22 protein-coding genes are annotated in these 25,060 nt (G+C 49.3%); 9 read left to right on the top strand and 13 right to left on the bottom strand.

The window, feature by feature from the left end; all coding sequences use genetic code 11:
- Positions 1-41 precede the first annotated feature (41 nt).
- The 9 genes from OIR97_RS15390 to uraH form a co-directional block, all read right to left on the bottom strand.
- Positions 42-1,118, bottom strand: coding sequence for a BMP family ABC transporter substrate-binding protein (locus OIR97_RS15390; protein ID WP_169543120.1), 1,077 nt, complete (start codon positions 1,116-1,118; stop codon positions 42-44).
- Positions 1,119-1,151: 33 nt separating this feature from the next.
- Positions 1,152-2,081, bottom strand: a complete 930-nt coding sequence (locus OIR97_RS15385) for an ABC transporter permease (protein WP_169543119.1) — start codon at positions 2,079-2,081, stop codon at positions 1,152-1,154.
- A complete protein-coding gene (locus OIR97_RS15380) occupies positions 2,078-3,151 on the bottom strand; it encodes an ABC transporter permease (RefSeq protein WP_246201913.1) in 1,074 nt (357 codons plus the stop codon). The genes OIR97_RS15385 and OIR97_RS15380 overlap by 4 nt, the downstream gene beginning before the upstream one ends.
- Positions 3,144-4,697 carry an ABC transporter ATP-binding protein gene (locus OIR97_RS15375; RefSeq protein ID WP_169543118.1) on the bottom strand — a complete coding sequence of 518 codons (1,554 nt, stop codon included), beginning with the start codon at positions 4,695-4,697 and terminating at the stop codon, positions 3,144-3,146. Before OIR97_RS15375 ends, OIR97_RS15380 begins: the two co-directional genes overlap by 8 nt.
- An 80-nt stretch (positions 4,698-4,777) precedes the next feature.
- Complete coding sequence (gene xdhC, locus OIR97_RS15370) at positions 4,778-5,830, bottom strand: xanthine dehydrogenase accessory protein XdhC (protein ID WP_169543117.1); 1,053 nt, start codon at positions 5,828-5,830, stop codon at positions 4,778-4,780.
- Complete coding sequence (xdhB, locus tag OIR97_RS15365) at positions 5,827-8,178, bottom strand: xanthine dehydrogenase molybdopterin binding subunit (RefSeq protein WP_169543116.1); 2,352 nt, start codon at positions 8,176-8,178, stop codon at positions 5,827-5,829. Before xdhB ends, xdhC begins: the two co-directional genes overlap by 4 nt.
- Complete coding sequence (gene xdhA / locus OIR97_RS15360; protein ID WP_169543115.1) at positions 8,171-9,640, bottom strand: xanthine dehydrogenase small subunit; 1,470 nt, start codon at positions 9,638-9,640, stop codon at positions 8,171-8,173. Before xdhA ends, xdhB begins: the two co-directional genes overlap by 8 nt.
- A 109-nt stretch (positions 9,641-9,749) precedes the next feature.
- A complete protein-coding gene (locus OIR97_RS15355; RefSeq protein WP_169543114.1) occupies positions 9,750-11,102 on the bottom strand; it encodes a uracil-xanthine permease family protein in 1,353 nt (450 codons plus the stop codon).
- Between the two features lie 72 nt (positions 11,103-11,174).
- On the bottom strand, positions 11,175-11,528 hold the full coding sequence (gene uraH, locus OIR97_RS15350) for a hydroxyisourate hydrolase (protein WP_169543113.1): 354 nt from the start codon (positions 11,526-11,528) through the stop codon (positions 11,175-11,177).
- A 314-nt stretch (positions 11,529-11,842) separates the two neighbouring features.
- On the opposite strand from uraH, the gene OIR97_RS15345 reads away from it, so the two are divergent.
- The 5 genes from OIR97_RS15345 to OIR97_RS15325 are packed head-to-tail and all read left to right on the top strand — an operon-like array spanning position 11,843 to position 15,586.
- Complete coding sequence (locus tag OIR97_RS15345; protein WP_169543112.1) at positions 11,843-12,574, top strand: GntR family transcriptional regulator; 732 nt, start codon at positions 11,843-11,845, stop codon at positions 12,572-12,574.
- A gap of 23 nt (positions 12,575-12,597) precedes the next feature.
- Complete coding sequence (puuE, locus tag OIR97_RS15340; protein ID WP_169544298.1) at positions 12,598-13,509, top strand: allantoinase PuuE; 912 nt, start codon at positions 12,598-12,600, stop codon at positions 13,507-13,509.
- 3 nt (positions 13,510-13,512) lie between these two features.
- Positions 13,513-14,025 carry a 2-oxo-4-hydroxy-4-carboxy-5-ureidoimidazoline decarboxylase gene (gene uraD, locus OIR97_RS15335; protein WP_169543111.1) on the top strand — a complete coding sequence of 171 codons (513 nt, stop codon included), beginning with the start codon at positions 13,513-13,515 and terminating at the stop codon, positions 14,023-14,025.
- A 33-nt stretch (positions 14,026-14,058) separates the two neighbouring features.
- Positions 14,059-15,063: an allantoicase gene (alc, locus tag OIR97_RS15330; RefSeq protein WP_169543110.1), complete on the top strand. Its 1,005-nt coding sequence runs from the start codon at positions 14,059-14,061 to the stop codon at positions 15,061-15,063.
- A 10-nt stretch (positions 15,064-15,073) separates the two neighbouring features.
- On the top strand, positions 15,074-15,586 hold the full coding sequence (locus OIR97_RS15325) for an ureidoglycolate lyase (RefSeq protein ID WP_169543109.1): 513 nt from the start codon (positions 15,074-15,076) through the stop codon (positions 15,584-15,586).
- Here the strand turns inward: OIR97_RS15325 and OIR97_RS15320 are convergent.
- On the bottom strand, positions 15,559-16,335 hold the full coding sequence (locus tag OIR97_RS15320; RefSeq protein WP_169543108.1) for a GNAT family N-acetyltransferase: 777 nt from the start codon (positions 16,333-16,335) through the stop codon (positions 15,559-15,561). The genes OIR97_RS15325 and OIR97_RS15320 overlap by 28 nt on opposite strands.
- A gap of 69 nt (positions 16,336-16,404) precedes the next feature.
- On the opposite strand from OIR97_RS15320, the gene OIR97_RS15315 reads away from it, so the two are divergent.
- A complete protein-coding gene (locus tag OIR97_RS15315) occupies positions 16,405-18,513 on the top strand; it encodes an efflux RND transporter permease subunit (protein WP_169543107.1) in 2,109 nt (702 codons plus the stop codon).
- A 17-nt stretch (positions 18,514-18,530) separates the two neighbouring features.
- Positions 18,531-21,035 carry an ATP-dependent helicase HrpB gene (gene hrpB, locus OIR97_RS15310; protein WP_181017832.1) on the top strand — a complete coding sequence of 835 codons (2,505 nt, stop codon included), beginning with the start codon at positions 18,531-18,533 and terminating at the stop codon, positions 21,033-21,035.
- Between the two features lie 9 nt (positions 21,036-21,044).
- Here hrpB and cobA read toward each other — a convergent pair whose 3' ends face one another.
- Entirely contained in the window at positions 21,045-21,821 is a 777-nt protein-coding gene (gene cobA / locus OIR97_RS15305) for a uroporphyrinogen-III C-methyltransferase (protein WP_219821550.1), read from the bottom strand.
- A 162-nt stretch (positions 21,822-21,983) separates the two neighbouring features.
- On the opposite strand from cobA, the gene OIR97_RS15300 reads away from it, so the two are divergent.
- A complete protein-coding gene (locus tag OIR97_RS15300) occupies positions 21,984-22,769 on the top strand; it encodes an ABC transporter ATP-binding protein (protein ID WP_169543105.1) in 786 nt (261 codons plus the stop codon).
- Positions 22,770-22,837: 68 nt separating this feature from the next.
- Positions 22,838-23,578, top strand: coding sequence for a hypothetical protein (locus OIR97_RS15295; protein WP_169543104.1), 741 nt, complete (start codon positions 22,838-22,840; stop codon positions 23,576-23,578).
- A gap of 5 nt (positions 23,579-23,583) precedes the next feature.
- On the opposite strand, the gene OIR97_RS15290 is transcribed toward OIR97_RS15295, so the two are convergent.
- Together OIR97_RS15290 and OIR97_RS15285 are read right to left on the bottom strand one after the other, a co-directional pair.
- Positions 23,584-24,354 (bottom strand): SDR family NAD(P)-dependent oxidoreductase, encoded by a 771-nt coding sequence (locus tag OIR97_RS15290; protein WP_169543103.1) that lies wholly within the window; start codon positions 24,352-24,354, stop codon positions 23,584-23,586.
- A gap of 37 nt (positions 24,355-24,391) precedes the next feature.
- Positions 24,392-24,955 (bottom strand): DUF924 family protein, encoded by a 564-nt coding sequence (locus OIR97_RS15285; protein WP_169543102.1) that lies wholly within the window; start codon positions 24,953-24,955, stop codon positions 24,392-24,394.
- Positions 24,956-25,060: the final 105 nt, after the last annotated feature.

Genomic DNA, 25,060 nt, shown 5'->3' with positions numbered 1-25,060 from the left:
ACATATCAAGTCCAGCGAGGGTCATGATCGTCTTCGGGTTCTTATTTAGGCAGTTTGCCCTGAACACCTTCAACATACCAGTTCATACCAAGCAAAGCACCATCATCCAGTTCTTCGCCCGCAGGAACAGCAATTGTACCGTCCTGTTTTTTGATCGGGCCGGCAAACGGTTTCAAGGATCCGTCCATGATGGCTTTTTTTGTTTCTTCAGCCAGCTTTACAACATCAGCAGGGATTGCTTTGTTATAGTCAGCCAGTTCAACCATTCCGGTGTTCAGTCCGCCCCAGACGTCTTCTGATTTCCAGGAACCATCCAACGCTGCTTTCACACGATCCACATAATAACCATCCCAGTTATCAATAATGGCTGTTAGCTGAGCCTTTGGTGCGAAATGTTGCATGTCAGACGCCTGGCCTACAGCCCAGACGCCCCGGCTTTCCGCAACCTGAAGAGGCGCTGGACTATCTGTGTGCTGTAAAATGATGTCTGCACCCTGGTCAATCAAGGCCTTCGCAGCATCCCCTTCTTTGCCAGGATCATACCATGTGTTCACCCAGGCGACTTTAATCTGGATGTCCGGGTTTACACTTTTGGCTGCAAGCGCAACAGCATTGATGCCCCGTACAACTTCTGGAATTGGGAAAGATCCGACATATCCAATGACATTGGATTTAGTCATTTTACCGGCAATTTTACCGATGACATACCGGCCTTCGTAAAAACGAGAGGAGTATGTGCTGACATTTTTTGAACGTTTATAGCCGGTTGCGTGTTCAAACTTCACGTTTGGAAACTGCTTTGCCACTTTCAAGGTTGGGTTCATGAAACCGAACGAAGTCGTGAAAATCACTTTATGGCCATCAGCCGCCATCTGGCGGATAACACGTTCTGAATCCGGACCTTCTTTTACGCTTTCAACAAACGTCGTTTTTACTTTGTCGCCGAACGCTTTTACAACAGCCTGACGGCCGATGTCATGGCGGTAGGTCCAACCGTGGTCACCCACTGGTCCAACATAGACAAAGCCGATTTTGTCTTCAGCAGTAGCAGCCCCGGCAAATAGAGTGCCTGCTACGGCAACCGCACTTGCTAGGGAAATAACGGACTTAAATTTCATAGTCTTCTCCTCTGTCAAAACTTGTTTTGCTTTTTACGCTGCAGGATGGAAAATCTTTCCGATACAAGCAGGAGCGTGTTTTCTAATACGTGATTCATCCTTGGAAATCAGGACAAGGACAATGACCGTCGCCAGATAAGGCAACATGGATAATATTTGCGAAGGTAAGTCAAGTCCTGCTGCCTGTGCGTGCAGCTGCAAAATTGTAATGCCGCCAAACATATAGGCACCAACCAGAACCAGACCCGGCTTCCAGGTGGCGAACACAATAAGGGCAAGGGCAATCCAGCCGCGACCCGCTGTCATGTTTTCAGCCCACATTGGTGTATAGGCAAGAGAGAGATAAGCCCCGCCAATCCCGGACATTGCTCCGCCGAAAATGACAGCCAGATAACGAATCCCAATGACAGAATAGCCAATTGAATGAGCCGCATCATGAGAATCGCCGACAGCCCGCAGGATCAGGCCCGCTTTGGTCTTGTACAGAAACCAGCTAACCGCCCCAACCATGACGAAGGAGAAATAAACCAGAATGTCCTGACCAAATAAAATAGTCCCAATAATTGGCAGGTCACTCAGACCTTCAATATTAAGTTGGGGCAGTTTTTCAACGGGGACACCCACAAAATCCTGACCGATAAGCGCGCTCAGGCCTACACCAAACAGGGTAAGTGCCAAACCTGTTGCCACTTGATTGGCCATCAGGGAAAGGGTGAGGATGCCAAAAAGAAAAGCCATAAAAGACCCGGCGAGTGCCGCGGCGAGAATAGCCAGTAAGTAATTGCCTGTAAGGGTCGCGGTTACAAATCCGGCGACAGCACCGATCACCATCATGCCTTCAACACCCAGATTAAGGACGCCAGATTTTTCGGTAACCAATTCACCAATACCGGCAAAAACAAGCGGTGTTGCGGCAGTAATAACGGTCAGGATGACCGGAACAATCCATTCAAACCCGTTCATGATGCGGCCTTTCCAAACTGTGCGAAGCGAAAGCGATAATTGACCAGCACATCACAGGCCAGCAAATAAAAGAGTACCATACCCTGAAAGACACCTGTAACCGCGACCGGCAGTCCCAGATTAATCTGAGCGGTTTCGCCGCCCAGATAGGTAAGAGCCATTAATAAACCGGCGAAAACAATACCGATGGGATGCAGGCGACCCAAAAAGGCGACGATGATAGCGGTGAAACCATAGCCGGGCGAAATGGACGGAAGAAGCTGGCCTACTGGACCAGATACCTCTGCCACGCCAGCAAGTCCTGCCATGGCCCCGCCGAATAATAGGCAGAACCAGACAATTTTTTTCTGGCTGAAACCGGCATAGCTACCCGCTTTCGGGGCGGCCCCGATTACTTTAATCTGAAAACCGATCAATGTTTTGGACAACATGATCCAGGTCCCAAAGACCACAAGTAGGGCAATGATCGATCCAAAATGCAGCCTGGTGCCTTCCCAAAGGATTGGCATGGTCGCGCTCTCGGAAAAGGTTCGGGATTCCGGGAAGTTAAAGCCGTCAGGGTCGCGCCATGGCCCATGAACCAATAAACTGAGAACAAGGATGGCGACATAAACCAGCATCAGGCTTGTCAGAATTTCATTGGCATTAAACCGGGTTTTCAGAAAGGCTGGTATTGCTGCCCAGAGAGCCCCGCCAATAACACCAAAGACAATCATCAGCGGCAACAGAAAGACGCTATCAACATCATGCAGGTAGATAAAAACACCCCCGCCGACAATCGCCCCCATTGTCAGTTGACCCTCCGCCCCGATATTCCAGACATTGGCCCTGAAACCGACTGAAAGCCCAATGGCACACAGCACCAAGGGTGTTGCCTTGACCAGAAGTTCGGTAAAACCGTAAGGGTTGTTAATCGGTACGATAAAGAAGTTTTTGAGCGCTTCCAGAGGATCAACACCCAAAAATGTGAACAAGGCAATCCCTGTCAAAATCGTTAGCAACAACGCGAGAACCGGTGTTGCATAGATCATGGAACGGGAGGGTTCTGGCCTTTTTTCGATCTTAAGCAACACTAGCAGTTTCCTTACCTGATCCGGCGCCATGCGTTCCACCCATCAAGAGGCCGATCTCTTCAATGGTGATTTCATTAATGCCACGGCTCACTGACAGTCGACCTTCAGCGATCACCGCAATTCGATTGCTGATGGCGAATAATTCATCCAGATCCTGACTGACCACCAGAACAGCCGCCCCTTTTTCAGCCAGATCAATCATAGCCTGATGGATAGACGCCGCCGCGCCTGCATCAACGCCCCATGTCGGATGGGCAATAATGATCAGGCCGGGATCTTGCAACATTTCACGGCCAACAATGAATTTTTGAAGATTTCCCCCTGATAAACTACCGGCAGTATGTGAAACGCCAGCTGTCCGAACATCAAATTTGGAGACGATTTCTTCAGCGAAGTTTGTTGTTTTCCGGCTTTCAATCAAACCGTTTTTCAACAGTTTTTTCTGGCCATAGGCACTCAGGAAGGCATTATCGACAAGACTCATGTCAGGGACTGATCCATGTCCCAGCCGATCTTCTGGAACAAACGCCATGCCGAGTTTGCGGCGCTCGTTTGGTCCCAATTTTCCAATGGGTTGCTCTTCAAGCAGGATTTCGTTTGCATTTTCAAGTAATGCTTCCCCGCTCAACGCTTCGAGAAGTTCCACTTGACCATTGCCAGCAACTCCCGCAATTCCAAGAATTTCACCCCGCCGTACTTCAAAATTTACAAGGTTCAGGTCAACGCCAAACTGATCCGTGCTGTCCAGTGACATATTCCGCACTTTCAGTCGCACAGGGCCTTTGGCTTCGTCGTCCAGATGCTTTGGCGCCGTCAGGTTTGTCCCGATCATCATTTCCGCCAGGGATTTTGCGGTCTCCACTGTCGGGTCACACTCTGAAATATATTTACCGCCACGAAGAATTGTCGCTTTGTGACAAAGATTTTTGATTTCGTCCAGTTTGTGGCTGATATAGAGAATAGAGACACCTTCATCTGCAAGCCGGCGGAGGGTCTCGAACATTTTATCCGCTTCCTGCGGTGTTAAAACCGATGTCGGTTCATCCATGATCAGAAGTTTTGGATTTTGCAGCAGGCACCTTACAATTTCAATTCGCTGCTTTTCCCCCACAGACAAGGTGTGAACCTGACGGTCAGGTTGCAATGGTAAGCCATAATTTTCAGAAATTTCGGTAATGCGTCTGGCCAGCTCTGCCATATTTTGCCGACCGGGCATACCGAGTGCAATATTTTCGGTAACGGACATTGCCTCGAATAACGAGAAGTGCTGGAAAATCATCCCAATACCGGTTTTACGGGCGGCATGAGGGTTTGCAACTTCCAAGGGTTGGCCGTTCCAGTGCATGCTGCCGCTATCGGCCCGCAGAACACCATAAATGATTTTCACCAGCGTGCTTTTCCCGGCACCGTTCTCCCCCAGAAGCGCGTGAATTTCGCCAGGAAGAATTTTCAGGTCGATGTTATCGTTCGCCAGAACACCCGGATAAGCCTTGGTAATTCCCCGTAGCTCAAGGCGCGGTGTCGCAGCCTCTCCCATTTCCATTTACTAATTCTCCCTGCTCTTTGCCCGGCCTGATTTCAAAACGGCCAGAACCGTGACATTACTATATTCATTCGGGGTTTTTAACCTTTTCTCGATTTTGATCCGAACAAAGTTTTTCTCTCGTTCGAGGTCCCCATATTTTTATCTTCCATTTTTTGTTGATAGATCAGCAATTCGGCACAAACCGAGATGGCAATTTCCGCAGGGGCTTTCCCACGCAAGTCAGTAATTCCGATCGGGCAGACCAGCGCCAAAAGGGAGGCTTCATCGACGCCCCGCAATTTTAGTCGCCGTTCAAATTTAGCCCGTTTCGTATCCGATCCAATAAGACCAACAAATCCTGCATCTGTTCGTTTAAGGACCTTGGCACATATCTCAAGATCCTGTTGGTGGCTATGGGTGAGAATGAGGCAATGCCCGTTTTTAGGCATATCCAAAACGGCAGTGCTTGGATCATTGACGACGATGGGTTTGACATTAGCTGGAAGGTTGCTTGTAAACATCTCCGCCCGTTCATCAACCCAGTCGATTTTACAGGGCAGGGGGGACAAAGCGTTTACAATGGCTTTGCCTACATGTCCGGCCCCAAAAAGGGTTAGATGAAACCGAAAGGGGGAGGCGGGTTCGATCAATGTGAAGGCCTCATCGTCGGCGGTAACAATTTTACTGCGGTGTTCGGTTAAACACTGTTCAATCAGTGCGGCATGGGGCATTTGTGTGCCTGCCGTATAGGTAACAACATCGCGTGTCAGGGATCTATCCGCCCAGTTGGTTACAAGAACCTTATTATCCATATTCTGGCAAAGGGCTTCCATCCAGATCTGATCTGATCGCTGCAGGGGGCTCACCAGAAGACGCACGGTTCCGCCGCAACATTGTGCCAGTTCAGGTCCAAGCGGCATGTCCAGGAGTTGGGCCATCGGTTTTTCAGAGCAAAGCACTTCTTTTGCTTTTGCAATGGCTCGATATTCGAGTTCTCCGCCTCCGATTGTGCCGTGCACACTATCGTTGGTCACAAGCATGGACGCGCCTGTTTCACGGGGTGTTGATCCTTGTGTCGCGGCCACCGTCAGCAAGACAGAGTGTTCATCGGCCTTTTTGTGAAGACGGAGGATCTCGGACCAGTTCATCATTCGGCTGCCGATCTGTCTGTAGTCACGCCAGTCTGCATTTTTCGTACGGATTTTAATATTCGCTCTGGTGTTGCAGGGGCATCCAATTCCGGAAAGAGCGTGTAATCTGACACACTGGAAACAGCCTCTGTCAGCGCGTTAAATGCAGAGATTGCCAGCATGAACGGAGGCTCTCCCACGGCTTTGGATTTGTGAATACTGTCTTCAACATTTTCGGCATTTTCGAATAACGCCATGTTGAATATATCAGGCCGATCACTACAGGCTGGAATCTTATAAGTGGACGGGGCGTGTGTTTTCAGATTTCCCTTGTCATCGAAGAAAAGCTCTTCTGTCGTAAGCCACCCCATTCCTTGAATAAAAGCCCCTTCAATCTGGCCTAGATCGACCGTCGGGTTCAGGCTTTTACCCGTGTCGTGAATGATATCGACCCGGGTGATCTTGTTTTCGCCAGTTAGAATATCTACAACGGCTTCAGAGACCGCGGCACCATAGGCAAAATAGTAAAAAGGACGGCCGGAATAATTTTCAGCATCATAATGAATTTTTGGCGTGCGATAGTATCCAGTCGATGACAGGGAGACCCGGTTTAGATAAGCCAATTGAACAAGTTCAGCGAAGGTCAGGGTCTTTTTATCGCCAATCAAAATCCGATTGGGCATAAACTGAATAGCGCTTTGCGCCACCTTAAAATGCTCCGCAGCGAATTCGATAAGTCTTTCTTTGATTGTCCGCGCGGCCGCTTGGGCCGCCTTTCCGTTCATGTCCGAGCCTGAAGAGGCCGCAGTGGCAGAAGTGTTCGGGACCTTATCCGTTGTCGTTGCCGTTATCTTGACGCGCTCAATATCAATTTGCAGTTCTTCCGCGACCACTTGGGCAACCTTGACGAACAGGCCCTGTCCCATTTCCGTCCCGCCATGATTGAGCATTACACTGCCGTCCGTATAAACATGCAGAAGCGCGCCAGCCTGATTTAAAAAGGTGGTTGTAAAGGAAATCCCAAATTTTACAGGTGTCAGGGATAGGCCTTTTTTGAGATAGGGGCTATTTTTGTTGAATTCCCGAATTTCTTCCCGTCGGGCCGAATAATTCGATTTTTCAGCAAGTTCCGCAATAATTTCAGGTGCAATATTGTCTTCAACCGTCATGTGGTAAGGGGTGACGTTTCTCTCGTTTTTGCCATAAAGATTAGCCTTGCGAACCTCAAGTGGATCTTTGCCCAGATCATGCGCGATTGCATCCATCATGCGTTCAACGGCAACCATTCCTTGCGGGCCGCCAAAGCCGCGAAAGGCTGTATTGGAGACAGTGTGGGTTTTGCATCGATGGGAAATAATCGAAATGTCCTCGAAATAGTAACAATTATCCGCGTGAAAAATTGTTCGGTCGTTGATTGCAGCTGAAAGGTCCGCCGAACGCCCACATCGAGAGGCAAAGACAAACTCGACAGCCTGAACAACGCCATTCGTGTTAAAGGATACATCATAATCCACAACAAAATCGTGGCGTTTACCTGTCATGATCATATCGTCATCGCGATCAAGACGAAGCTTGGCAGGGCGTCCCGTTCGAGTGGCGACCAGGGCCGCCATTGCTGCAAACCATGCCCCCTGGGTTTCCTTGCCGCCAAATCCACCGCCCATTCGTCGAATTTCGACAGTAACGGAGTGATCCGGAACATTCAGAAATTTTGCGACATTATGCTGTACTTCTGTTGGGTGCTGTGTTGAGCAATGAATATGAACATCCCCATCTTCACGAGGGGTTGCAAGGGAGATATGTCCCTCAAGGTAAAAGTGGTCCTGTCCGCCGATCTCTAGGCGGCCCGACAGTCGGCGGTCGGCCTGTTCCCGTTTCAGTTCTGGTGCACCGCGTTTTAACTGACGGGTCGGAAGAACAAAAGAGCCTGCTTGCATTGCTTGATCAACGGTTAAAATCGCGGGTTTTTCATTATACACCACCTTCGCCCGTTTTGCTGCGCGTCGCGCCTGTTCAATACTCTCTGCGGCGACCACAAACAGGGATTGTCCGACATATTCTACGATATCTTCGGCAAAAACCGGATCATCCCCAAGGACAGGAGACGCATCGTTTACACCGGGCACGTCTGCTGCTGTGAAAACAGCGACAACGCCATCCGCTGTTTTGACATCTGTTACATCCAGTTCGACCAGATCCGCATGCGCTTTTTCGCTTTGGGCAACATATAAATGCAGCAGGTCTTTTGGCTCTGAAATGTCGTCGATATAGTCGGCTTCACCAGAAACCTGCTTTATTGCACTGTCATGGATAAGAGGCTTGTGAACCTTGCCTCGAATTTCGGTTTTGCTGGGTGTTGGATTACGCATGGCTCAATCCTCCCTTGCCGACAAGCCTTGTCTGAACCTCGGGGGCTGTCGTTTCGACAAAGAACTTCTGTAGCAGGTTTTGTGCAGCCATCATCCGATACTCACTACTTGCCCGCATATCTGACATTGGCTGATAGTCCTGTGTCATCAGTGCCATAGCCTGCTGAACGGTTTCCTGTCTCCACACTTTTCCGCGCAGTTCCGCCTCTGCCAGAGATGCCCGTAAAGGCGTGCCCGCCATTCCGCCGTAACAAATACGAACATCCTCAACGGTGTCGCCTTTCAGGGACAGGTAAAATGCGCCGCAAACGGCGGAAATGTCCTGATCAAACCGTTTTGATATTTTGTAGTTCCTGAAGTGGTTTTCTTTTGCCGACAACGGAATGCTGACCTCTTCGACGAATTCGCCTTCTCGAAGGTCCTGCTTTCCATATTCAATAAAAAAATCTTCCAGTGCAATATCCCGGCGTCCCGCAGCGCTTTGCAGCGTCAATGTCGCGTTTAACGCGATCAGGGCTGGCGGCATGTCGCCAATTGGGGAGCCATTGGCAATGTTACCGCCAATGGTGCCTGAATTGCGGATCTGCGTGGAGGCTATGCGCCTCACCAATTCGCCGAGATCTTCAAAATGTTCGGATAAAACTGGCCATGCCTCAGAGTAGGTAACGCCGGCGCCAATGGTGAGATCCGTTTCGGTGATTTTTATCTGTTGCAGTTCTTCAATTTGGCCCAGATAAATGATTGTCTTTAATTCTTTATGCAGTTTGGTAACCCATAGCCCAACATCTGTGGAGCCAGATAAAAGAACAGCGTTTGGATGATCCTCCAGCAATACGGTAAGTTCTTTTTTGGTTTTTGGCGCAAAATACCGGCGATCATTCCATTGATAGCCAAGAGATGGATCATTCTTCAGCTTTCGAAGATGGTCTGCTGATTGTCTATCAATAGGATCAAGCGGTGTAGTGTCGGGATGGTCCGCGGCGTCTTTAGCGGCCTGAATGATCGTACCATACCCGGTGCAGCGACATAAGTTGCCAGCCAGAACATCATTGATGTCCGCGGCATCCTTAGAGTTCCGGCCTTGCCGTTCCGCAAAGATCGACATAACAAATCCGGGGGTGCAGAAACCGCATTGAGTTGCATTGTTTTTTACCATCGCGTCTTGAACGGGATGAAGATCACCATCAGGTGATTTCAAATCCTCAATCGTCAAAAGTTCTTTGCCGTCCAGCATCGGCATAAACTGAATGCACGCATTGACGGCCTGATAGCGAACGGATCCATCTTTTTGAAGGTCTCCCAGGACAACAGTGCAGGCGCCGCAGTCGCCTTCTGCGCAGCCTTCTTTTGTTCCTGTGAGAGCATCTTCATATCGTAAAAAATTCAAGACTGATTGTGTTGGGTCGCAATCTTCCAACTCTCTAACCTGTCCATTATGGACGAACCTGATTTTATGACGCATTGGTTCCTCCGAAGAATACTTTTATATATAGGGCTAGCAGCATGTAAAATATAACTAAAATAAGAGAGGCTGCACTGAACTTTCAGTGCAGCCAGAGTTTAAGCTCACATCAGTCTTTTTCTTGCGGCAAAATCGAGTTCAGCAAGATAGACAGGAATGCGACAGGAAATAAGCCTGAAGTCAGCATCATTTTTGCCCAGTCCGGGAATATGCCAACCACATCAGGCTCGGCTTTCAAGCCTAGGCCAACGCTTAGGGAAACCGCAATGATAACCATGTTACGGCGGTTCATTTTTACATCACTGAGCAGATTGATGCCTGCACCGGCAATCATCCCAAACATGACCACGGCGCCACCGCCCAGAACGGCATATGGCATCGCGGATACAATGGCGCCGACTTTCGGTACAAACGCTGCAACCAGAAGGAAGATGGCACCTATGGTGACAACATGCCGGCTCATGACACCGGTCAGAGATACGACACCCACATTCTGACTGTAGGACGTGTTGGGCATGGAACCGAAAAGACCGCCAATCGCCGTGCCAAGGCCGTCAGCCATAGTGCCGCCAGCGATTTCCTTATCGGTTGCTTCCCGGCCAGCGCCGCCTTTTGTGATCCCGGATATATCGCCCACTGTTTCAATAGCCGATACGATGGCCATCAGGCACATCCCGATAATGGCCGCAGTTTCAAATTTCAGTCCAAATTTGAGGGGTTCGGGAAAGGCAAACCAGGCTGCATCCGAAATGCCGCTGAATTTTACCATACCCATTGGGATCGCAAGCAGATAACCGGCCACAAGGCCAATCAGGATTGCTGATGCCGACGTCATTCCTTTGGTCATGAATTTCACACCTAGAATAATGACAATCACAGAGCACCCGAGAACGAGATGATACCAGGCACCAAAATCTTTGGTGACAAACTTGGCAAATTTACCGCCGCCCACATATTCGACGCCGATCGGGAGCAGGGACAGGCCGATTGTCGCGACAACAAGGCCTGTTACAAGTGGCGGCAGGATACCGCGAAAACGACCGATGAAGGTGCCAAGGAAAAAGTGGAAAATACCGCCGACGATCGTTGCTCCGAAGATGACGGCCAGGGCGTCTGTTCCTTTTACAGATGCCGCAATCGGTATCATGACAGGCAAAAAGGCAAAGCTGGTTCCCTGCATAATCGGCAAGCGGGCACCGATGGGTCCTGCGCCAACTGTTTGTAAAAGGGTGGCAAGACCGGCGACCAGCATTGCAACCTGAATCAGGAAAACCTTGTCGCCCCCGGCAAGGCCTGCTGCCCCGGCAATGATGATTGGAACAGTAACGTTACCGGCAAACATTGCCAGTACATGTTGGATGCCAAGGGGGATTGCGGTCCCCAATGGTGGTGTGTAATTGGGATCGCGGAGGGCTTCACTGTTGAAGCTGCCGGTTTTCCCCGATTGTGAAATTTCACTCATAATATGCCCCCTGTTATAGGCTTTTCTGAGAAAGCATCTCTCCCTTGCTTTCTCGTCAGTTGCTTTCCGAGGTTAGCTTCCCCGGTATGTTGAATAGCTATAGGGGGACACAAGTAACGGAACATGATAATGCTCGGTTGCGTCGGGTACCCCAAACCTTATGACAATTTCATCAAGGAATTTTGGTTCTGGCAGATCCTGGCCGCAGGCGTCAAAATACTGCCCCGCATGAAAAACCAGTTCATACTGGCCACATACAAGGTCTGCGCCTTCAAGAAGGGGGCCGTCACAGCGACCGTCCTCATTAGAAGTAACAGTTTTTAATAGCTCCCAACTGTCGTCTTTCAGAATGTACAGATCAATCTGAATGTTTTTGCCCGGAATGCCTGCTGCAGTATCCAGGATATGTGTTGTTAGCTTTCCCATACGATGCCTTGTAACCGCTTACCAGTTTGCCTGATTTACGCGATATTTACGTTTATAAAAAAATCCCCAATCAGAAAACCATGCCCGAGAAGTAAAAAATTGTCTACATTTTTCGTCATTTTTGTATTGAGGTTACTTTTATGGAAATTGCTTGGACGCTAAATTTTGAGCAATTGCTGCAAAAATAATCAAAATTCGTACGGATTACTCCCTTTTTTTCTTCTTGTGTGGATCAATATGCACTTGCTTTGTATACAATATTTGAACATATTGTTTTGAGGCTATTGAATTTTCCTTCTTGGTTGGGATGACGAATGAGCGATATGTTGCGCGCTGTTGATACAACACGGCAAAAACCAGCAAAGAAAAATCAGCAGGATGAGCATATCTATGATCAGATGCTGTCTGCGATACTGGAACAAAGATTGTCGCCAGGCACGAAGCTGTCTGAAGATGTTCTGGGTGAGATTTTTGGTGTTAGCCGAACTGTCGTCCGCAAAGTCCTGCAACGTCTTGCTTACGAAAAAGTGGTGCGGATCCTTCCAAATCGTGGGGCATATGTGTCAGAGCCCTCCCCTGATGAAGCGCGCGATGTTCTGGAAGCTCGCAAAATTGTTGAAGCGGGTATTATTCGTAAGGTTGTCAAAAACAGAACAGAAGCGGATATCAAGCGTCTGGAAAAAATGTTGGCTGACGAGGCGGGCAGTATTGAGCAGGGTAAATATAGTAAATGGGTCGCTCTTTCCGGTGATTTCCATCTCGCCCTGGCAGAAATCGCAAAGAACACGCCCTTGCAGGATTACCTTCGGGAACTTGTCTCGCGTACCTCGTTGATATTGGTTCAATATCAAACTGGCCGCGTAGGCAATCAAAGTTGTTCTTGCGATGAGCATGGCGATATCATTGCCGCCATTCGTGATCAGGACGAGGAAAAAGCCGTTAAGCTGATGCATGATCACCTTCAGGCCTGTGAAGAGCAATTGAAGCTGGACGGTGCCGATCCAGTCAGTGATCTCTACAAAATTTTTTCCAGCGCAGCAGATTGATAGGGCAGGACCTTAGAATGACAATCAACACAGATTATCCAAGAGATATGATCGGCTATGGCGCTGAAACACCAGATCCGGAATGGCCCGGCAAGGCGCGGATTGCCGTACAATTTGTTTTGAATTACGAAGAAGGCGGGGAGAATAACATCCTGCACGGCGATGATGCCTCCGAAGCGTTTCTATCAGAAATCATCGGGGCTGATATGTTGCCGGATGTACGGCACATCAGCATGGAATCCATCTATGAATATGGGAGCCGGGCAGGGGTTTGGCGGCTGCTTCGGCTGTTCAAAAAATTCGATATTCCCCTGACGATTTTTGCGGTCGCTATGGCCTTGGAGCGAAACCCTGCTGTGGCCAAAGCATTTGTTGATGCCGGACATGAAATTTGTAGTCACGGATATCGTTGGATCAATTACCAATATGTACCCGAAGACGTGGAACGGGAGCATATGCACAAAGCCATCGAGATCATTACTTCCCTGACAGGTCAGCGACCCCTGGGCTGGTATACCGGCCGGACAAGTCCAAATACGCGCAGACTTGTCGCCGAAGAAGGCGGTTTTCTATATGATGCTGACGCCTATGATGATGACCTGCCATATTGGGCGACAGTGGGCGATAAAAATCAGCTGATTGTTCCCTATACACTGGATGTTAACGACATGCGATTTGCGGCGTTGCAGGGCTTTAACAGCGGAGATCAGTATTTTACATATCTCAAAGACAGTTTCGATACCCTTTATGAAGAAGGGGCGGAGGCTCCTAAAATGATGTCTGTGGGATTGCATTGCCGTCTGGTTGGCCGACCCGGCAGAATAGCAGCTTTGAAGCGTTTTCTGGAATATGCGCGTTCACATGAGCATGTCTGGTTTGCCCGGCGTATTGATATTGCCCGGCACTGGCATGAACATCACCCCGTTGAAGGATAATAAATGACAGCGTTAAAAAATGTTCCCAGTGAAATGGATGTTGATACGTTCGTTGATACTTTCGGCGGGATATATGAACATTCCCCGTGGGTTGCAGAGCGCGCCTGGCCGAAAATAAAGGCATCGGATTTCGATCAGGCTGAAGCGCTGGCAACGCTGATGGCGACGATTGTTGCCGAGGCAACGGATGCTGAGAAACTCGCATTGATAAAGGCGCATCCTGATCTGGCGGGCAAAGCTGCCGTTCAGGGGGAATTGACACATTCGTCGACATCTGAACAGGAAAGCGCTGGCTTGAACGAATGTACGGCGGAAGAGTTTGAGCAATTTCAGGCGTATAACCACGCTTACAAAAGCAAATTCGGCTTCCCTTTTATCAAAGCCGTTAAGAACAGCAATCGGCATGAAATTCTGGCGGGCTTTGAAGAGCGATTGAAGAATGATCCGCAAACAGAGTTCAATGCAGCATTGCAGGAAATAGACAAAATCGCAGGCTTCCGCCTGCAGGAATTATAAGCACCCTTCAAGGGGCTATCGGAGTTAAATAGAATGAAGTTACTCACTGCAGAAGAAGCTGGTTTTGTCAGTCGTTATACAGATCTTGCCCAGCCACGTTTAGGGTCTGAGGTCATATATGCGACTGATGATTTTTTTGCGGATAAAGCGCGTTTGATCGATCCTGCCGAGCCGGTATTTATTGATGATAAATATGATGATCATGGAAAATGGATGGATGGCTGGGAAAGTCGGAGAAAGCGCGGTGAAGGATATGATCATTGCATCATTCGACTGGGTTTGCCGGGCATTGTTCATGGCGTAAATATCGATACAAGTCATTTTACCGGAAACTTTCCACCCGCGGCCTCTATCGATGGCTGTTATTGCGAGGGGGACCCTGATGGGGAAACGGTTTGGCAGGAGATTGTGCCGTCCGTGACCCTTGGGGCGGATAGCCACCATCTTGTGGCTGTGGAAAGCGAGCAAACATGGAGCCATTTGCGGCTTAATATCTATCCTGATGGTGGGGTTGCGCGCCTTCGGGTCTATGGGCAGATCAATTGCAATTGGGGAACACGCGACCCGAACGAAATTGTTGATCTTGCGGCGCTGGTTAATGGTGGCCGGGGAATTGCTGCAAATAATTCACATTATGGCTCACCGACGAATATTCTGGCGCCTGGCCGAGGGGTGAATATGGGAGACGGCTGGGAAACACGCCGTCGGCGTGAACCGGGCAATGACTGGGCAATCATTGCGCTGGGCCATCCCGGCACGGTGAGCGCCATCGAAGTCGATACGGCTCATTTTAAAGGAAACTTTCCGGAGGCCTGCACTCTTCAGGCAGCTTATATGAAGGGCGGCACGGAACAGTCAATCATTACGCAAAGCATGTTTTGGAAAACCCTGCTACCGGAACAGAAACTGTCCATGGATGCTATTCATAAATTTGAACATGAGGTTCAGGATATTGGGCCGATAACACATGTGCGGCTTAACATTATTCCCGATGGCGGTATAAGCCGGTTGCGTCTTTTCGGAAAAATAGAGCAATAGGGTGACAACTATGACGCTTCACATCCGGCCTTTGACAAAAGAAGCCTTCGCGCCTTTTGGGGATGTCATCAGTGTGCGTGAAAATGATCATTTCCTGATCAACAACGGATCTACGGAACGCTATCACGATCTGGCGAAAGTGCAGTTGTTGAACGGCGGTCGGGCCCTGATTAATATTTTCAGGGCAACGCCGCTTACCTACCCGCTAAAAATTACGATGGTCGAACGGCATCCGCTGGGCAGTCAGGCCTTCGTTCCCATGAACGGTCGGCCGTATCTTGTGGTTGTCGCACCGGCCGGGGAGAACGTCAATCCCGGCGATCTTCAGGCTTTTTACGCAGACGGTGATCAAGGCGTCAATTATCACGCGGGAACCTGGCATCATCCCGTTCTGGCCCTCCACGACATAAGTGACTTTTTGGTGGTTGATCGGGGGGGTGACGGTGAAAATTGCGACGAGTGGTTCTTTGAAGAACAAGATGATATCACGCTTGGTCAGTCAGTGGACGATTTTATCTGGTAACAATAAGAATACAGAATGTCGTTGAAGCCGACAGACTGCCAGAACTTTTGTGCACCGATATTGTCCTTTACGACCTGCAGATAAGCGGTCTTGACCGACCGTTTCTTTGCGGTCGTTAGTAGCGATACCGCAATGTCCCGGGCCAATCCGTTACGTTGATGGTTTTGATCTGTCATGAAATCAAACAGGCCGACACAGGTCTCTGAAAAAACGGCCATTCCGATAGAAACAGTCCTGTTGTTCAGACGGTAACTGACATAAGCGGTCGGCAAATCGATCCTTTCATACATCGCCGTGAGGGGCTCCCTGAGATCGTCACCTAGCCCTTTTATTGCAAGATGGGCCGTGATCCAGTCTGATGTTAAGCTGTTGCTTGTTTCAAGAGAGGCGACAACATCCTGTCCTTGAAAGGACGTAAGATCCAGCAGACGAACATCTGTGTGATCAATCTCAGAATATCCTGATTTTCGAAGAATTTCTTTCAGGTTTTCAGGGGATGCCAAGGGCGTCATTCGAAAACAGGGGGCCTTTTTTGCAGTCTGAAACAACGCTTCAACTGTTTTGATTTTTTCATCTGTCGGCCTTTGACCGGGCGTCAGAAAATTGACAGAATTTATTCGTTTGGTATGCCCGCCTGATATTCTGATGCGCCAGCCATCCAAATCGATTTCCTGTTCAGCGGGGACGGCTTTAAAGGAATGATCTTCAAGCTGCCTGATTTTAGTAACCTGATTTTCTGAAAGGGACATTGTCATTCTGATCAGAACGCTATTAATTAAAAGAAGTGAGAATAATAAAGGCAAGGCGGGCGAACCCATATGATATCAGACGGGGATAAATCAGCAAAATTTTATCTGGGGGGCAGTTTTCTTGCTGCCCTGCTGCTGTTTACCGTTTTTTCTGTATGGGTCGATCTTAAGCCCAAAATAACCGAAGATTTTTTCTTTGGCAGCAAAGACCCGGCCGCCCAGCAAGCCCAGAAAATAAGAGAACTGTTCCCGTCGGAGTCATTTCTTTTACTAAGTGTCGGTGGTCATAACATTTATTCGGCCCCCTATTACCGTCAGATAAAGTCCCTGTCTGACAAACTGGCTATGCTGCCGGGAACCAACCGCCTGATTAGCCTGTCGAATGGACCAGCTACTGCAGAGGATGCCCGGAAAAGCCCGTTCTGGCGTCCTTTGTTAATCAACCGGGATGAAACGGCCAGCCTGATCCTTGTTTTTGTAGAAAAAGACGGGCAGTCGCTACTGGTGCGAAAAATTGACGAGATCAGTCAGGCGGCGGCGCAGAGTCCGGACCTTACACGGATCGGGCTATCCGGTATGCCTTATATCGCTGAACAAATCCGGCAAAGTCTGGTGCGGGATGTCAAGATTTTCAGCAGCCTTGCGCTTGTTGTTTTTATAACGCTGATGGGTTTCTTTTACCGGTCTGCAATGATTGCGCTTGGCTCTTGCATAAGTGGGCTGTGTGCTATTTTCATGACGTTGATTGTCCTTCAGGTGCTTGGGCAACCGATTGGTATTCTGACAGCAAATCTGTCGATCATTGTTTATGTTCTGGTCCAGTCCCAAATTATCTATCTTACGAACAACTGGTTGCGAGAAGACAAAAAGCAAACGGCAAAATGGCGCGTGCGTCAGGCCGTGGGTAAGACATTCAAGCCCTCCTGCTGGTGTGCGCTGACCACATTGTTGGGCTTTCTGACATTGCTGTTCGTGTCTGCGGAACCGTTACGGCAACTGGGTGCGGGGGGAATTGTCGCTGTTCTCTCAGCACTCGCCTGTTGTTATTTTATTTTTCCATCATTTCTGGTGTTTGCGCGTATTAAACAAGCCAAGCAAGATGTCCAACTTTCCGAGCGTCGCTTGGCAGCGTTTCAGGCGGTTAGCGCCTTGGTTTTATTGTTTACCATGGGATTTTCCTTTTTTGGGCTTTGGACACTCAATACAGACCCCAGCCTTTTGTCCTATTTCAAAAAAGACACAAATATTGAAACGGGGTTGAGGCGCATTGATGAAAATGGAGGAAGTAGTCCTCTGCTTCTCGTTGTTTCGTTAAAGTCTGCGAACTCGTTGGATAATGAGGAGGCTTATAAAAAGTTATGGACCCTTCACAAGAAACTAGCGGAACACTCTCAAGTAGGAACAGTCTTGTCCCTTCCCGCATTGTTGGCAGAGGCAAACAACCATCCTTTTGCGTTCTTGTTGCCCTGGCGGGAAATCGTGACACTGCTTTCCCTGGATATGAACCAAAGTGTTGTTGAAAATTTCCTGACCAACGATCGTGAGCAGGCGCTGTTTCTTATTCGAATGAAGGAGCAGGGTCGCGAGAGCCCTCGACTGACAGTGATTAATGATATCCGATCGATTGTCGAACAATCGGGCTTTCGGTTAGACCTGACAGGCGGCGTCTACTTCCTGCAAGCGAAACTGGCAGATCTGGTTGGCCAGAGCTTGATTAGTGGTGTCTTGGGGTTGCTTTTGCTGTTCGTGGGGGTCAGCTGGATCGTAACAAGGCAGATCCCAATGGCGCTTGTCATGGGAGGCGCGGCCAGTATGATCCCCTTTATTCTACTGGGAGGAATAGGTCAGTTCTCTATCCCTGTTGATATTATTTCTGCCCCCGCAATAAGTGTTACGATCGGGTTGGCTGTTGACGCACTGATCCATTTGGCGATGGCGGTTAAACGAAAAGGGGCGGATATGGAAAAACAGACGGTCTGGTTGAAAGCGATCGAGGAGCAGGGCCCCGGAATTATTACGTCAGCCATGGTTATCTCAATCGGGTTTCTTATTTTTTCCTTCTCGGATTTCCCCCCGACTGTCCGGTTTGGCCTGATGGTCGTGTGCGGCTCATTATTGGCTGTTTTTGTTGCTTTGGCAGCGTTTCCGCTGTTTGCCCGGTTTTTTGTCCGGCAGTGACCTGATATAGAAAGAGTATGACGTATAAAATTCCAGAAATCGGATTGCCCGTTGAACAGGTTCTTCCCTCCCTTCTCGATGCGCTAAAAAACGGGAAAAGTGCCGTATTGCAGGCCCCGCCGGGGGCAGGAAAGACGACAACTGTGCCGCTTTGGTTATTGGGGTTGACGGACAAAAAAATAGTAATGCTTGAACCCCGCAGACTGGCCGCACGGGCTGCTGCGAGGCGGATGGCGGACCTTTTGGGTGAGCCGGTTGGGGAAACAGTTGGGTATCGGATCCGGTTGGATACAAAAGTAAGTGAGCGGACCCGTATTGAAGTGGTTACGGAAGGGATCCTGACCCGAAAACTTCAACAAGACCCGGAAATGTCAGATACGGGGGTCCTTATTTTTGACGAATTTCATGAGAGGAATTTACAAACGGACCTGGGTTTGGCATTGGCGTTGCAATGTCAGGAGGTCCTACGGGAAGATTTGAAGCTGGTTATCATGTCGGCAACCCTTGATACCGATCAGGTCTCCCATTTAATGTCGAATGCGCCGGTTATCAAAAGCGAAGGGCGGTCCTATCCTGTGGAAACGCGCTTTCTGGAGAGGGCGCCCAAGACACGTCTGGAACCTGCTCTCGCTCGGAAAATTGAAGAAATCTGTGCAGCTGAACAAGGGGATATACTGGTTTTTCTGCCGGGTGCAGGCGAAATTAACAGGACAATGGCCTTGTTGCAGGACTATGCACGAAAGGACAAGATTGCCCTATATCCGCTCTATGGAACGCTGTCTCAAAAAGATCAGGATAAAGCTCTGTTTCCGGACCCGGATGGGCGTCGAAAAATCGTTTTCGCAACAGATATTGCGGAAACCAGTCTGACGATCGAGGGTGTTCATATTGTTGTCGATGCGGGGCTGGCCCGCATGCCGCGGTTCCATCCGGGCAGTGGCATGACCCGGCTGGAAACAAAGCGTATTTCGCGGGCATCTGCCGATCAGCGGCGCGGGCGGGCAGGGCGGCAAGCCCCGGGTTTGTGTTATCGGTTTTGGACTAAAGCAGAAGATCGGGGACTATCGCCGCATTCCGAACCAGAAATCGCGGTTGCTGATTTATCTGCTTTGGCGCTGGAGCTGGCCAAATGGGGTGAGACGACACCTGAAAACCTGAATTGGATGACAGTACCTCCGCCTGCACTGATGGCGCAGGCGAAAGATTTGCTGGGCTCTCTTGACGCATTGGATGATCAGGGGCGCATTACGCCGATTGGCGAAAAAATGGTAAGTTTGCCTCTTCATCCCAGATTGGCCCATATGCTGATAAAGGCTCAGACGGTCGGAAAACAGGCAGTTGCATGCGATCTTGCGGCAATTTTGTCAGAACGGGATATTTTAAAAACCGGGCGAGACAATCCAAATACTGATATCCGCGCCAGACTTGAAATTTTAAATCGGTCCCGTACGGGGAGCCAGAATATCCCCAATATTCAAGCGGTAAAACGAAACGCAGATGATCTGCGCCGACGGTTTAAGGTTGGAAAGGCGGCCAGTTCTGTTTCTGAAGCCGGGCTTGTCCTTGCGTTTGCCTATCCTGATCGGATTGGTAGTCTTCGCAATGAAAGTGATGCTCATTATCATTTATCTGGCGGACGGGGTGTTCATCTTCCCGCGGGTGACAGATTGCAAAGGGAGCCGTATCTTGTCGTGGCTGATCTGGACGGAAAAGGCCGGGACGCGCGGGTATATTTGGCAGCGCCCATTCAATATTCTGAAATCATTGCGCATTTTTCAGGGTCAATTCACGATACCGAGAGAATTTATTGGGATCCGTTAAAAGACAGGGTTTTGGGAATGCGGGAGAGCAAGCTGGGGGCGTTGGTTTTATCTTCTGAGCGCGCCGGATCCCCGGATCCAGAAGCGGTTGAGCGCACCTTTCTCGCGGTTATCCGAGAGCGTAAAATGCGCGACCTGCCATGGGATGCGGCCAGTCGATCGTTTATCGAACGGGTCACCTTTGCAAGATATCATGCAGAGGATCCTGATATTTGGCCAAACCTTTCGGAACAGGCCTTGCTGGAAGACCTGGATATTTGGCTCGCCCCTTATCTGACAGGGAAAAGCAGGCTTGCGGATTTAGGACAGTTGAATTTGGCTGATATCTTGAAGTCCAGACTGGATTGGTCCGCACAGCAGGCGTTGGATGAATTTGCGCCGTCTCATATCGAAGTTCCCACAGGGTCCCGTATTCGGCTGGATTACGCCAACCCGGAAACGCCGGTTCTCGCCGTTCGTTTGCAGGAAATGTTCGGGCAGGCGGACGTTAAGCCTGTCGGCGGGGGGCGTGTTCCACTAACGATCCATTTGCTCAGTCCTGCCAGACGGCCCGCACAGATAACACAAGATCTGGCCGGTTTTTGGAGAACCAGTTACACGGCCGTCAAAAAAGACCTGAAGGGGCAGTATCCAAAACACTATTGGCCGGATGACCCCTTGCAGGCAGAGCCGACAGCAAAGGCCAAACCCCGCAAAAAATAAACCTTTGCGTTAGGGTTGCGCCACTTTGGCAAACCAGCCGAGCCGGTCTGACAGATCGACCACATGTCCAACAACAATCAGGGCCGGGGGCTGAATGCCGCTTTTTTCCACATCATCCCCAGCGTTCTGAAGTGTTGTTTTCAGGACTTGCTGGTTGGCAAGGGTCGCATTCGCAATAATGGCAACAGGCTCGTCTTTGTCCCGTCCAAATCCGATCAGTTTTTCGGTAATGATGCGGATATGTTTCATCCCCATATAAACGACAATGACGGGAGAACCTTTGGCAATATGCTCCCAATTGACACTTGGGACTTCACCGTTCACATCATGACCGGTTAAAAAAGTCGCTGCGGAATTTGTATTTCGATGCGTAAGCGGTATGCCTGCATAAGCAAGGCCGCCAACGCCAGATGAGACGGCAGGAATAACACGAAAGGGGATGTTATTGGCTTCCAGCGTCAGCGCTTCTTCACCGCCCCGCCCGAAAATATACGGATCGCCCCCCTTCAGGCGCAGCACGCGTTTGCCCTCTTTTGCAAGGGCGACAAGGCGCTCTGTGATATCATTTTGTTTCGCCGAGGGTTTTCCGCCCCGTTTGCCCGCATATTCCAAAATACAATCTTCACCTGTCAGCGAGAGGATTTCTTTGCTGACAAGGGCATCGTAAACGAGGACATCGGCTTGCCGTAGTCCTTCAATGGCGTAGAGGGTTAATAGTCCAGGGTCGCCCGGTCCTGCCCCGACCAACCAGACACTGCCTGGTTCAAAAGGGGGGATTTTGCTCATTATTTTGTCCATAAAATTCTTTTACACTGCATTTTCTCCTTCGCCAATATGCATTCCAATAAAACAGGAAGATCAAAAAACAGTTTGGTTGTGCATTTATCGTGTTTTCTTCCATAAGGCGATCCTGTAGCCTGCAAACTCAGCGTTTAAAGAGAGAAATACATGCCTCAAAAACAGATGAAAATACGGGTCGAAGGATTACAGAAGCGGTTTGGCAAAGTGCAGGCTCTGGCAGATGTATCCCTTTCTGTCGAAACCGGAAAAATCCTGACGCTGATCGGGCCATCAGGCAGTGGAAAAACGCTTACGCTGAAAACAATACTTGGCTTGATTAAGCCTGATGCGGGATTAATCGAAATCGCAGGATCGAAAGCTCCGTCCATCAATAGTGCAGAGCGAGACGATTTTTTACATCAGTTTGGCATTCTGTTTCAGCGGTCAGGCTTATTCGATGGTCTGCCGGTCTGGGAAAATATTGGTTTTCGTCTGTTGCAGGAAAAAGGAAACAGTCGGGAGCATGTCCGCGAAATAGCGGTTGAAAAGCTGAGAGCCGTCGGCCTGTCAGCGGATGTTGTGGATCTTTTCCCCTCTGAATTGTCCGGTGGAATGCAAAAACGGGTTGGGATTGCCCGTGCGCTGGCGGGAGAACCACCGATTTTGTTTCTGGATGAGCCGACCGCGGGTCTGGACCCGATCATGAGTAATGTGATCAACGACCTGATCATTGAAAATGTCCGTAAACTGGGTAGTACGGCCATTGTTGTCACCAGTAATCTGGTCACGGCGGCAAAAGTGTCAGATGATATTGCGATGCTGCACGAAGGACGCTGTGTATGGTCTGGCCCGGGGGATACAATCACCGATACCGGGAATGCGTATGTGGAGCAATTTTGGAATAAGAAGAAAGATGGGCCGATTAAAATGGCCGTGGCGTCTCTCTCCTTCTAACGCTTTTCTCACGTTAGGCCCGCACCGAACGTTTATCCGATCAGAGATTAAATCTATCGGGGTTTCGTGTGTCTTCAAATACTGTATCTTCTCAAAAAATTACGTCCCTATTGTTGCCACGGCACGATATCGAGTGGAAAAATGTTAATGGGTTTCTCTCTCCGTGGGCACGACCGGTCCTGATCGAAAACAAGGTGACAAACGATCTTCGTCGCGATTTACTGGAGCAGGAACAATCTGAGCGGGATTATCTCATTGAGATGGTTGAAGAGCAACTGGCAGCCCTTCCGTCCATCGACAAACGTTTCTGGCTTGCTGAATTTCGATTTATGGCAAAAATTTTGAGGCTGGAGCAGCTTTGTGTTTATCTGCCTGCTTTTGTTCAACTGGCAATAATGATGCCACGATCGCTCATCTGTTGTCGAAGAGAGGCGGTCCGGCTTTATTTGAACTCGAAAATGGACGTGATTGGTCCTTTTTCACAACGACAGCAGCGGAAATTCATTAGAAGCAGCGTTCTTGTATATCCGTCGCACCTTTTATTTTCCATGTCCAAACTATTTGTCGGCTTGTTGACGCGATCGATGGATCAGTCAGCACAGGCAAACCGGCGGCGTGTCTTGATGAGTGTCCGATCCTTACAGCTCATGAGCCGTGAGGAAATCAGTATCCGGTTTAAAAAAGAGGAAGAGTATCTGAATGAACTGGAATTTCTGAAATGCCAGTGCGAGCATTATAAAATCAGGGTTCCCGAAATCTATGCTATCTCAATAGAAGAGTTAAACGACTTTTGGGGAACCCTGAATTAAACAGGTTAAGCGATCGCAGGAAGGCCAACGCGTTTGCGCAGGTCTTCGTTGCGAACATCCAGTTCCTGACCCGCAAGATCATCCGACTGCTCGCCGCATAACCAGGCAATTGCCGCAGCGGGTTCGTGGGATGGGGACAGATTTTCCCGTGGAAGCTGGCTTACCCGGTTAATACCTGAGGCCCGAATGATACCCTGCATGTCGGTATCAACAACACCTGGGGCAAAACCAAAGACTTTTACCCCTTTTTCACCGGCTTCATGGGCCGTTGCTCGGGTCATCATGTAGACGCCCGCCTTGCCACTGCAATAGGCGCTCCAACCTTCAAGCGGGTTATGTGCAGCCCCAGAGCTGATATTGATAATTGTTCCTGAGCCCTGCTTGTAGAAATACGGCAAGGTACTGCGGATGCCGTTATAAACACCAACAAGGTTTACGGAAATATTGCGTGCCCATTCCTGTGGGTCTGTATTTTCGATCAATCCAACAGGGTCTACAATTCCCGCATTATTCACGATTGCATCAATTTTGCCAAACCGTTCAATGGTTTCTTTCACCAATTGCTCGACGGCGTTGAAATCTGAAACGTCACAGCTCGCTGCAAATGCCTCACCACCAACTCCATCAATCTGTTCAAGCACATTTGCACAGTCAGCAGCGTTTCTGGAGCTGATGGATAGTTTTGCGCCCTGACGTGCACATTCCACTGCGGCGGCCGCACCGATACCCCGGCTGGCGCCAGTAATAATAATAACTTTTCCGTTCAGGTTGCTCATGGATATTTCCTGTTTTTGTTTTACGCGCCCAATAGATTTAAAAGGAAGAGCCCGGCATTTTCAGAAATGCGCGTTCTTCATCTGTGGATTGTCTGTTCAATACAGCGTTTCGATGGGGAAAACGACCAAATTTTTTTATTATGTCGTAGTGTCGTTGAGCGTAGTCTATGTCGACTTCTCCGCCAAATGTCTTAAATAACGTCATGGAATATTCTTGATCCTGAAGACTTTCGCTGTGCTCGAACGGCAGGGCGGCAAACTTTTTATGCAGCGTGGACAAGCCGTCAAAATAGCCCCGGTCAATCATGTGCCGTGCAATTTCTCTTGCTTTTGCATCGGCACTGAACGCTTTTGGGTCATCACGAAACATATTGCGGGAAAACTGATCCAGCAAAAGGATTAGTGCCAGGCATCCCATGTCGGTATCCGTCCAATCCAGGTAATGCCCCTCGATCGCTTTGGAAAAATCTTCAAGAAAATTATCTCGAACCAGTGCGTCAAATTCCTCATTTTTAGAGAACCATTCTTCTCGCGGTTTTCCGTAATCGGGATGGGTTGGCGGTAAAAACCAAAAATCCAGGATTTCCTGCTGTCGTTTCATATTTATTTCCTTTGCGGGGCAGTTAATGTCCTTGCAACTTTCTTTCGCTAGACTAGGGCTGTCTGAATAGACTGCCGTTTATTCCAACCCCTTTAATTGGAAGGT

Origin of the sequence: Sneathiella aquimaris (assembly GCF_026409565.1) — a bacterium.
GTDB lineage: Bacteria > Pseudomonadota > Alphaproteobacteria > Sneathiellales > Sneathiellaceae > Sneathiella > Sneathiella aquimaris.
The sequence above is the reverse complement of the archived record's forward strand: the minus strand, read 5'-3'. Positions and strand labels throughout refer to the sequence as shown.

What these genes read in the sequence shown, in the direction of transcription:
- OIR97_RS15390 (WP_169543120.1), bottom strand. Translation starts at nt 1,118, where the DNA reads ATGAAATTTAAGTCCGTTATTTCCCTAGCAAGTGCGGTTGCCGTAGCA.
- OIR97_RS15385 (WP_169543119.1), bottom strand. Translation starts at nt 2,081, where the DNA reads ATGAACGGGTTTGAATGGATTGTTCCGGTCATCCTGACCGTTATTACT.
- OIR97_RS15375 (WP_169543118.1), bottom strand. Translation starts at nt 4,697, where the DNA reads ATGGAAATGGGAGAGGCTGCGACACCGCGCCTTGAGCTACGGGGAATT.
- xdhC (WP_169543117.1), bottom strand. Translation starts at nt 5,830, where the DNA reads ATGATGAACTGGTCCGAGATCCTCCGTCTTCACAAAAAGGCCGATGAA.
- xdhB (WP_169543116.1), bottom strand. Translation starts at nt 8,178, where the DNA reads ATGCGTAATCCAACACCCAGCAAAACCGAAATTCGAGGCAAGGTTCAC.
- xdhA (WP_169543115.1), bottom strand. Translation starts at nt 9,640, where the DNA reads ATGCGTCATAAAATCAGGTTCGTCCATAATGGACAGGTTAGAGAGTTG.
- OIR97_RS15355 (WP_169543114.1), bottom strand. Translation starts at nt 11,102, where the DNA reads ATGAGTGAAATTTCACAATCGGGGAAAACCGGCAGCTTCAACAGTGAA.
- uraH (WP_169543113.1), bottom strand. Translation starts at nt 11,528, where the DNA reads ATGGGAAAGCTAACAACACATATCCTGGATACTGCAGCAGGCATTCCG.
- OIR97_RS15345 (WP_169543112.1), top strand. Translation starts at nt 11,843, where the DNA reads ATGAGCGATATGTTGCGCGCTGTTGATACAACACGGCAAAAACCAGCA.
- uraD (WP_169543111.1), top strand. Translation starts at nt 13,513, where the DNA reads ATGACAGCGTTAAAAAATGTTCCCAGTGAAATGGATGTTGATACGTTC.
- alc (WP_169543110.1), top strand. Translation starts at nt 14,059, where the DNA reads ATGAAGTTACTCACTGCAGAAGAAGCTGGTTTTGTCAGTCGTTATACA.
- OIR97_RS15325 (WP_169543109.1), top strand. Translation starts at nt 15,074, where the DNA reads ATGACGCTTCACATCCGGCCTTTGACAAAAGAAGCCTTCGCGCCTTTT.
- OIR97_RS15320 (WP_169543108.1), bottom strand. Translation starts at nt 16,335, where the DNA reads ATGTCCCTTTCAGAAAATCAGGTTACTAAAATCAGGCAGCTTGAAGAT.
- OIR97_RS15315 (WP_169543107.1), top strand. Translation starts at nt 16,405, where the DNA reads ATGATATCAGACGGGGATAAATCAGCAAAATTTTATCTGGGGGGCAGT.
- hrpB (WP_181017832.1), top strand. Translation starts at nt 18,531, where the DNA reads ATGACGTATAAAATTCCAGAAATCGGATTGCCCGTTGAACAGGTTCTT.
- cobA (WP_219821550.1), bottom strand. Translation starts at nt 21,821, where the DNA reads ATGAGCAAAATCCCCCCTTTTGAACCAGGCAGTGTCTGGTTGGTCGGG.
- OIR97_RS15300 (WP_169543105.1), top strand. Translation starts at nt 21,984, where the DNA reads ATGCCTCAAAAACAGATGAAAATACGGGTCGAAGGATTACAGAAGCGG.
- OIR97_RS15290 (WP_169543103.1), bottom strand. Translation starts at nt 24,354, where the DNA reads ATGAGCAACCTGAACGGAAAAGTTATTATTATTACTGGCGCCAGCCGG.
- OIR97_RS15285 (WP_169543102.1), bottom strand. Translation starts at nt 24,955, where the DNA reads ATGAAACGACAGCAGGAAATCCTGGATTTTTGGTTTTTACCGCCAACC.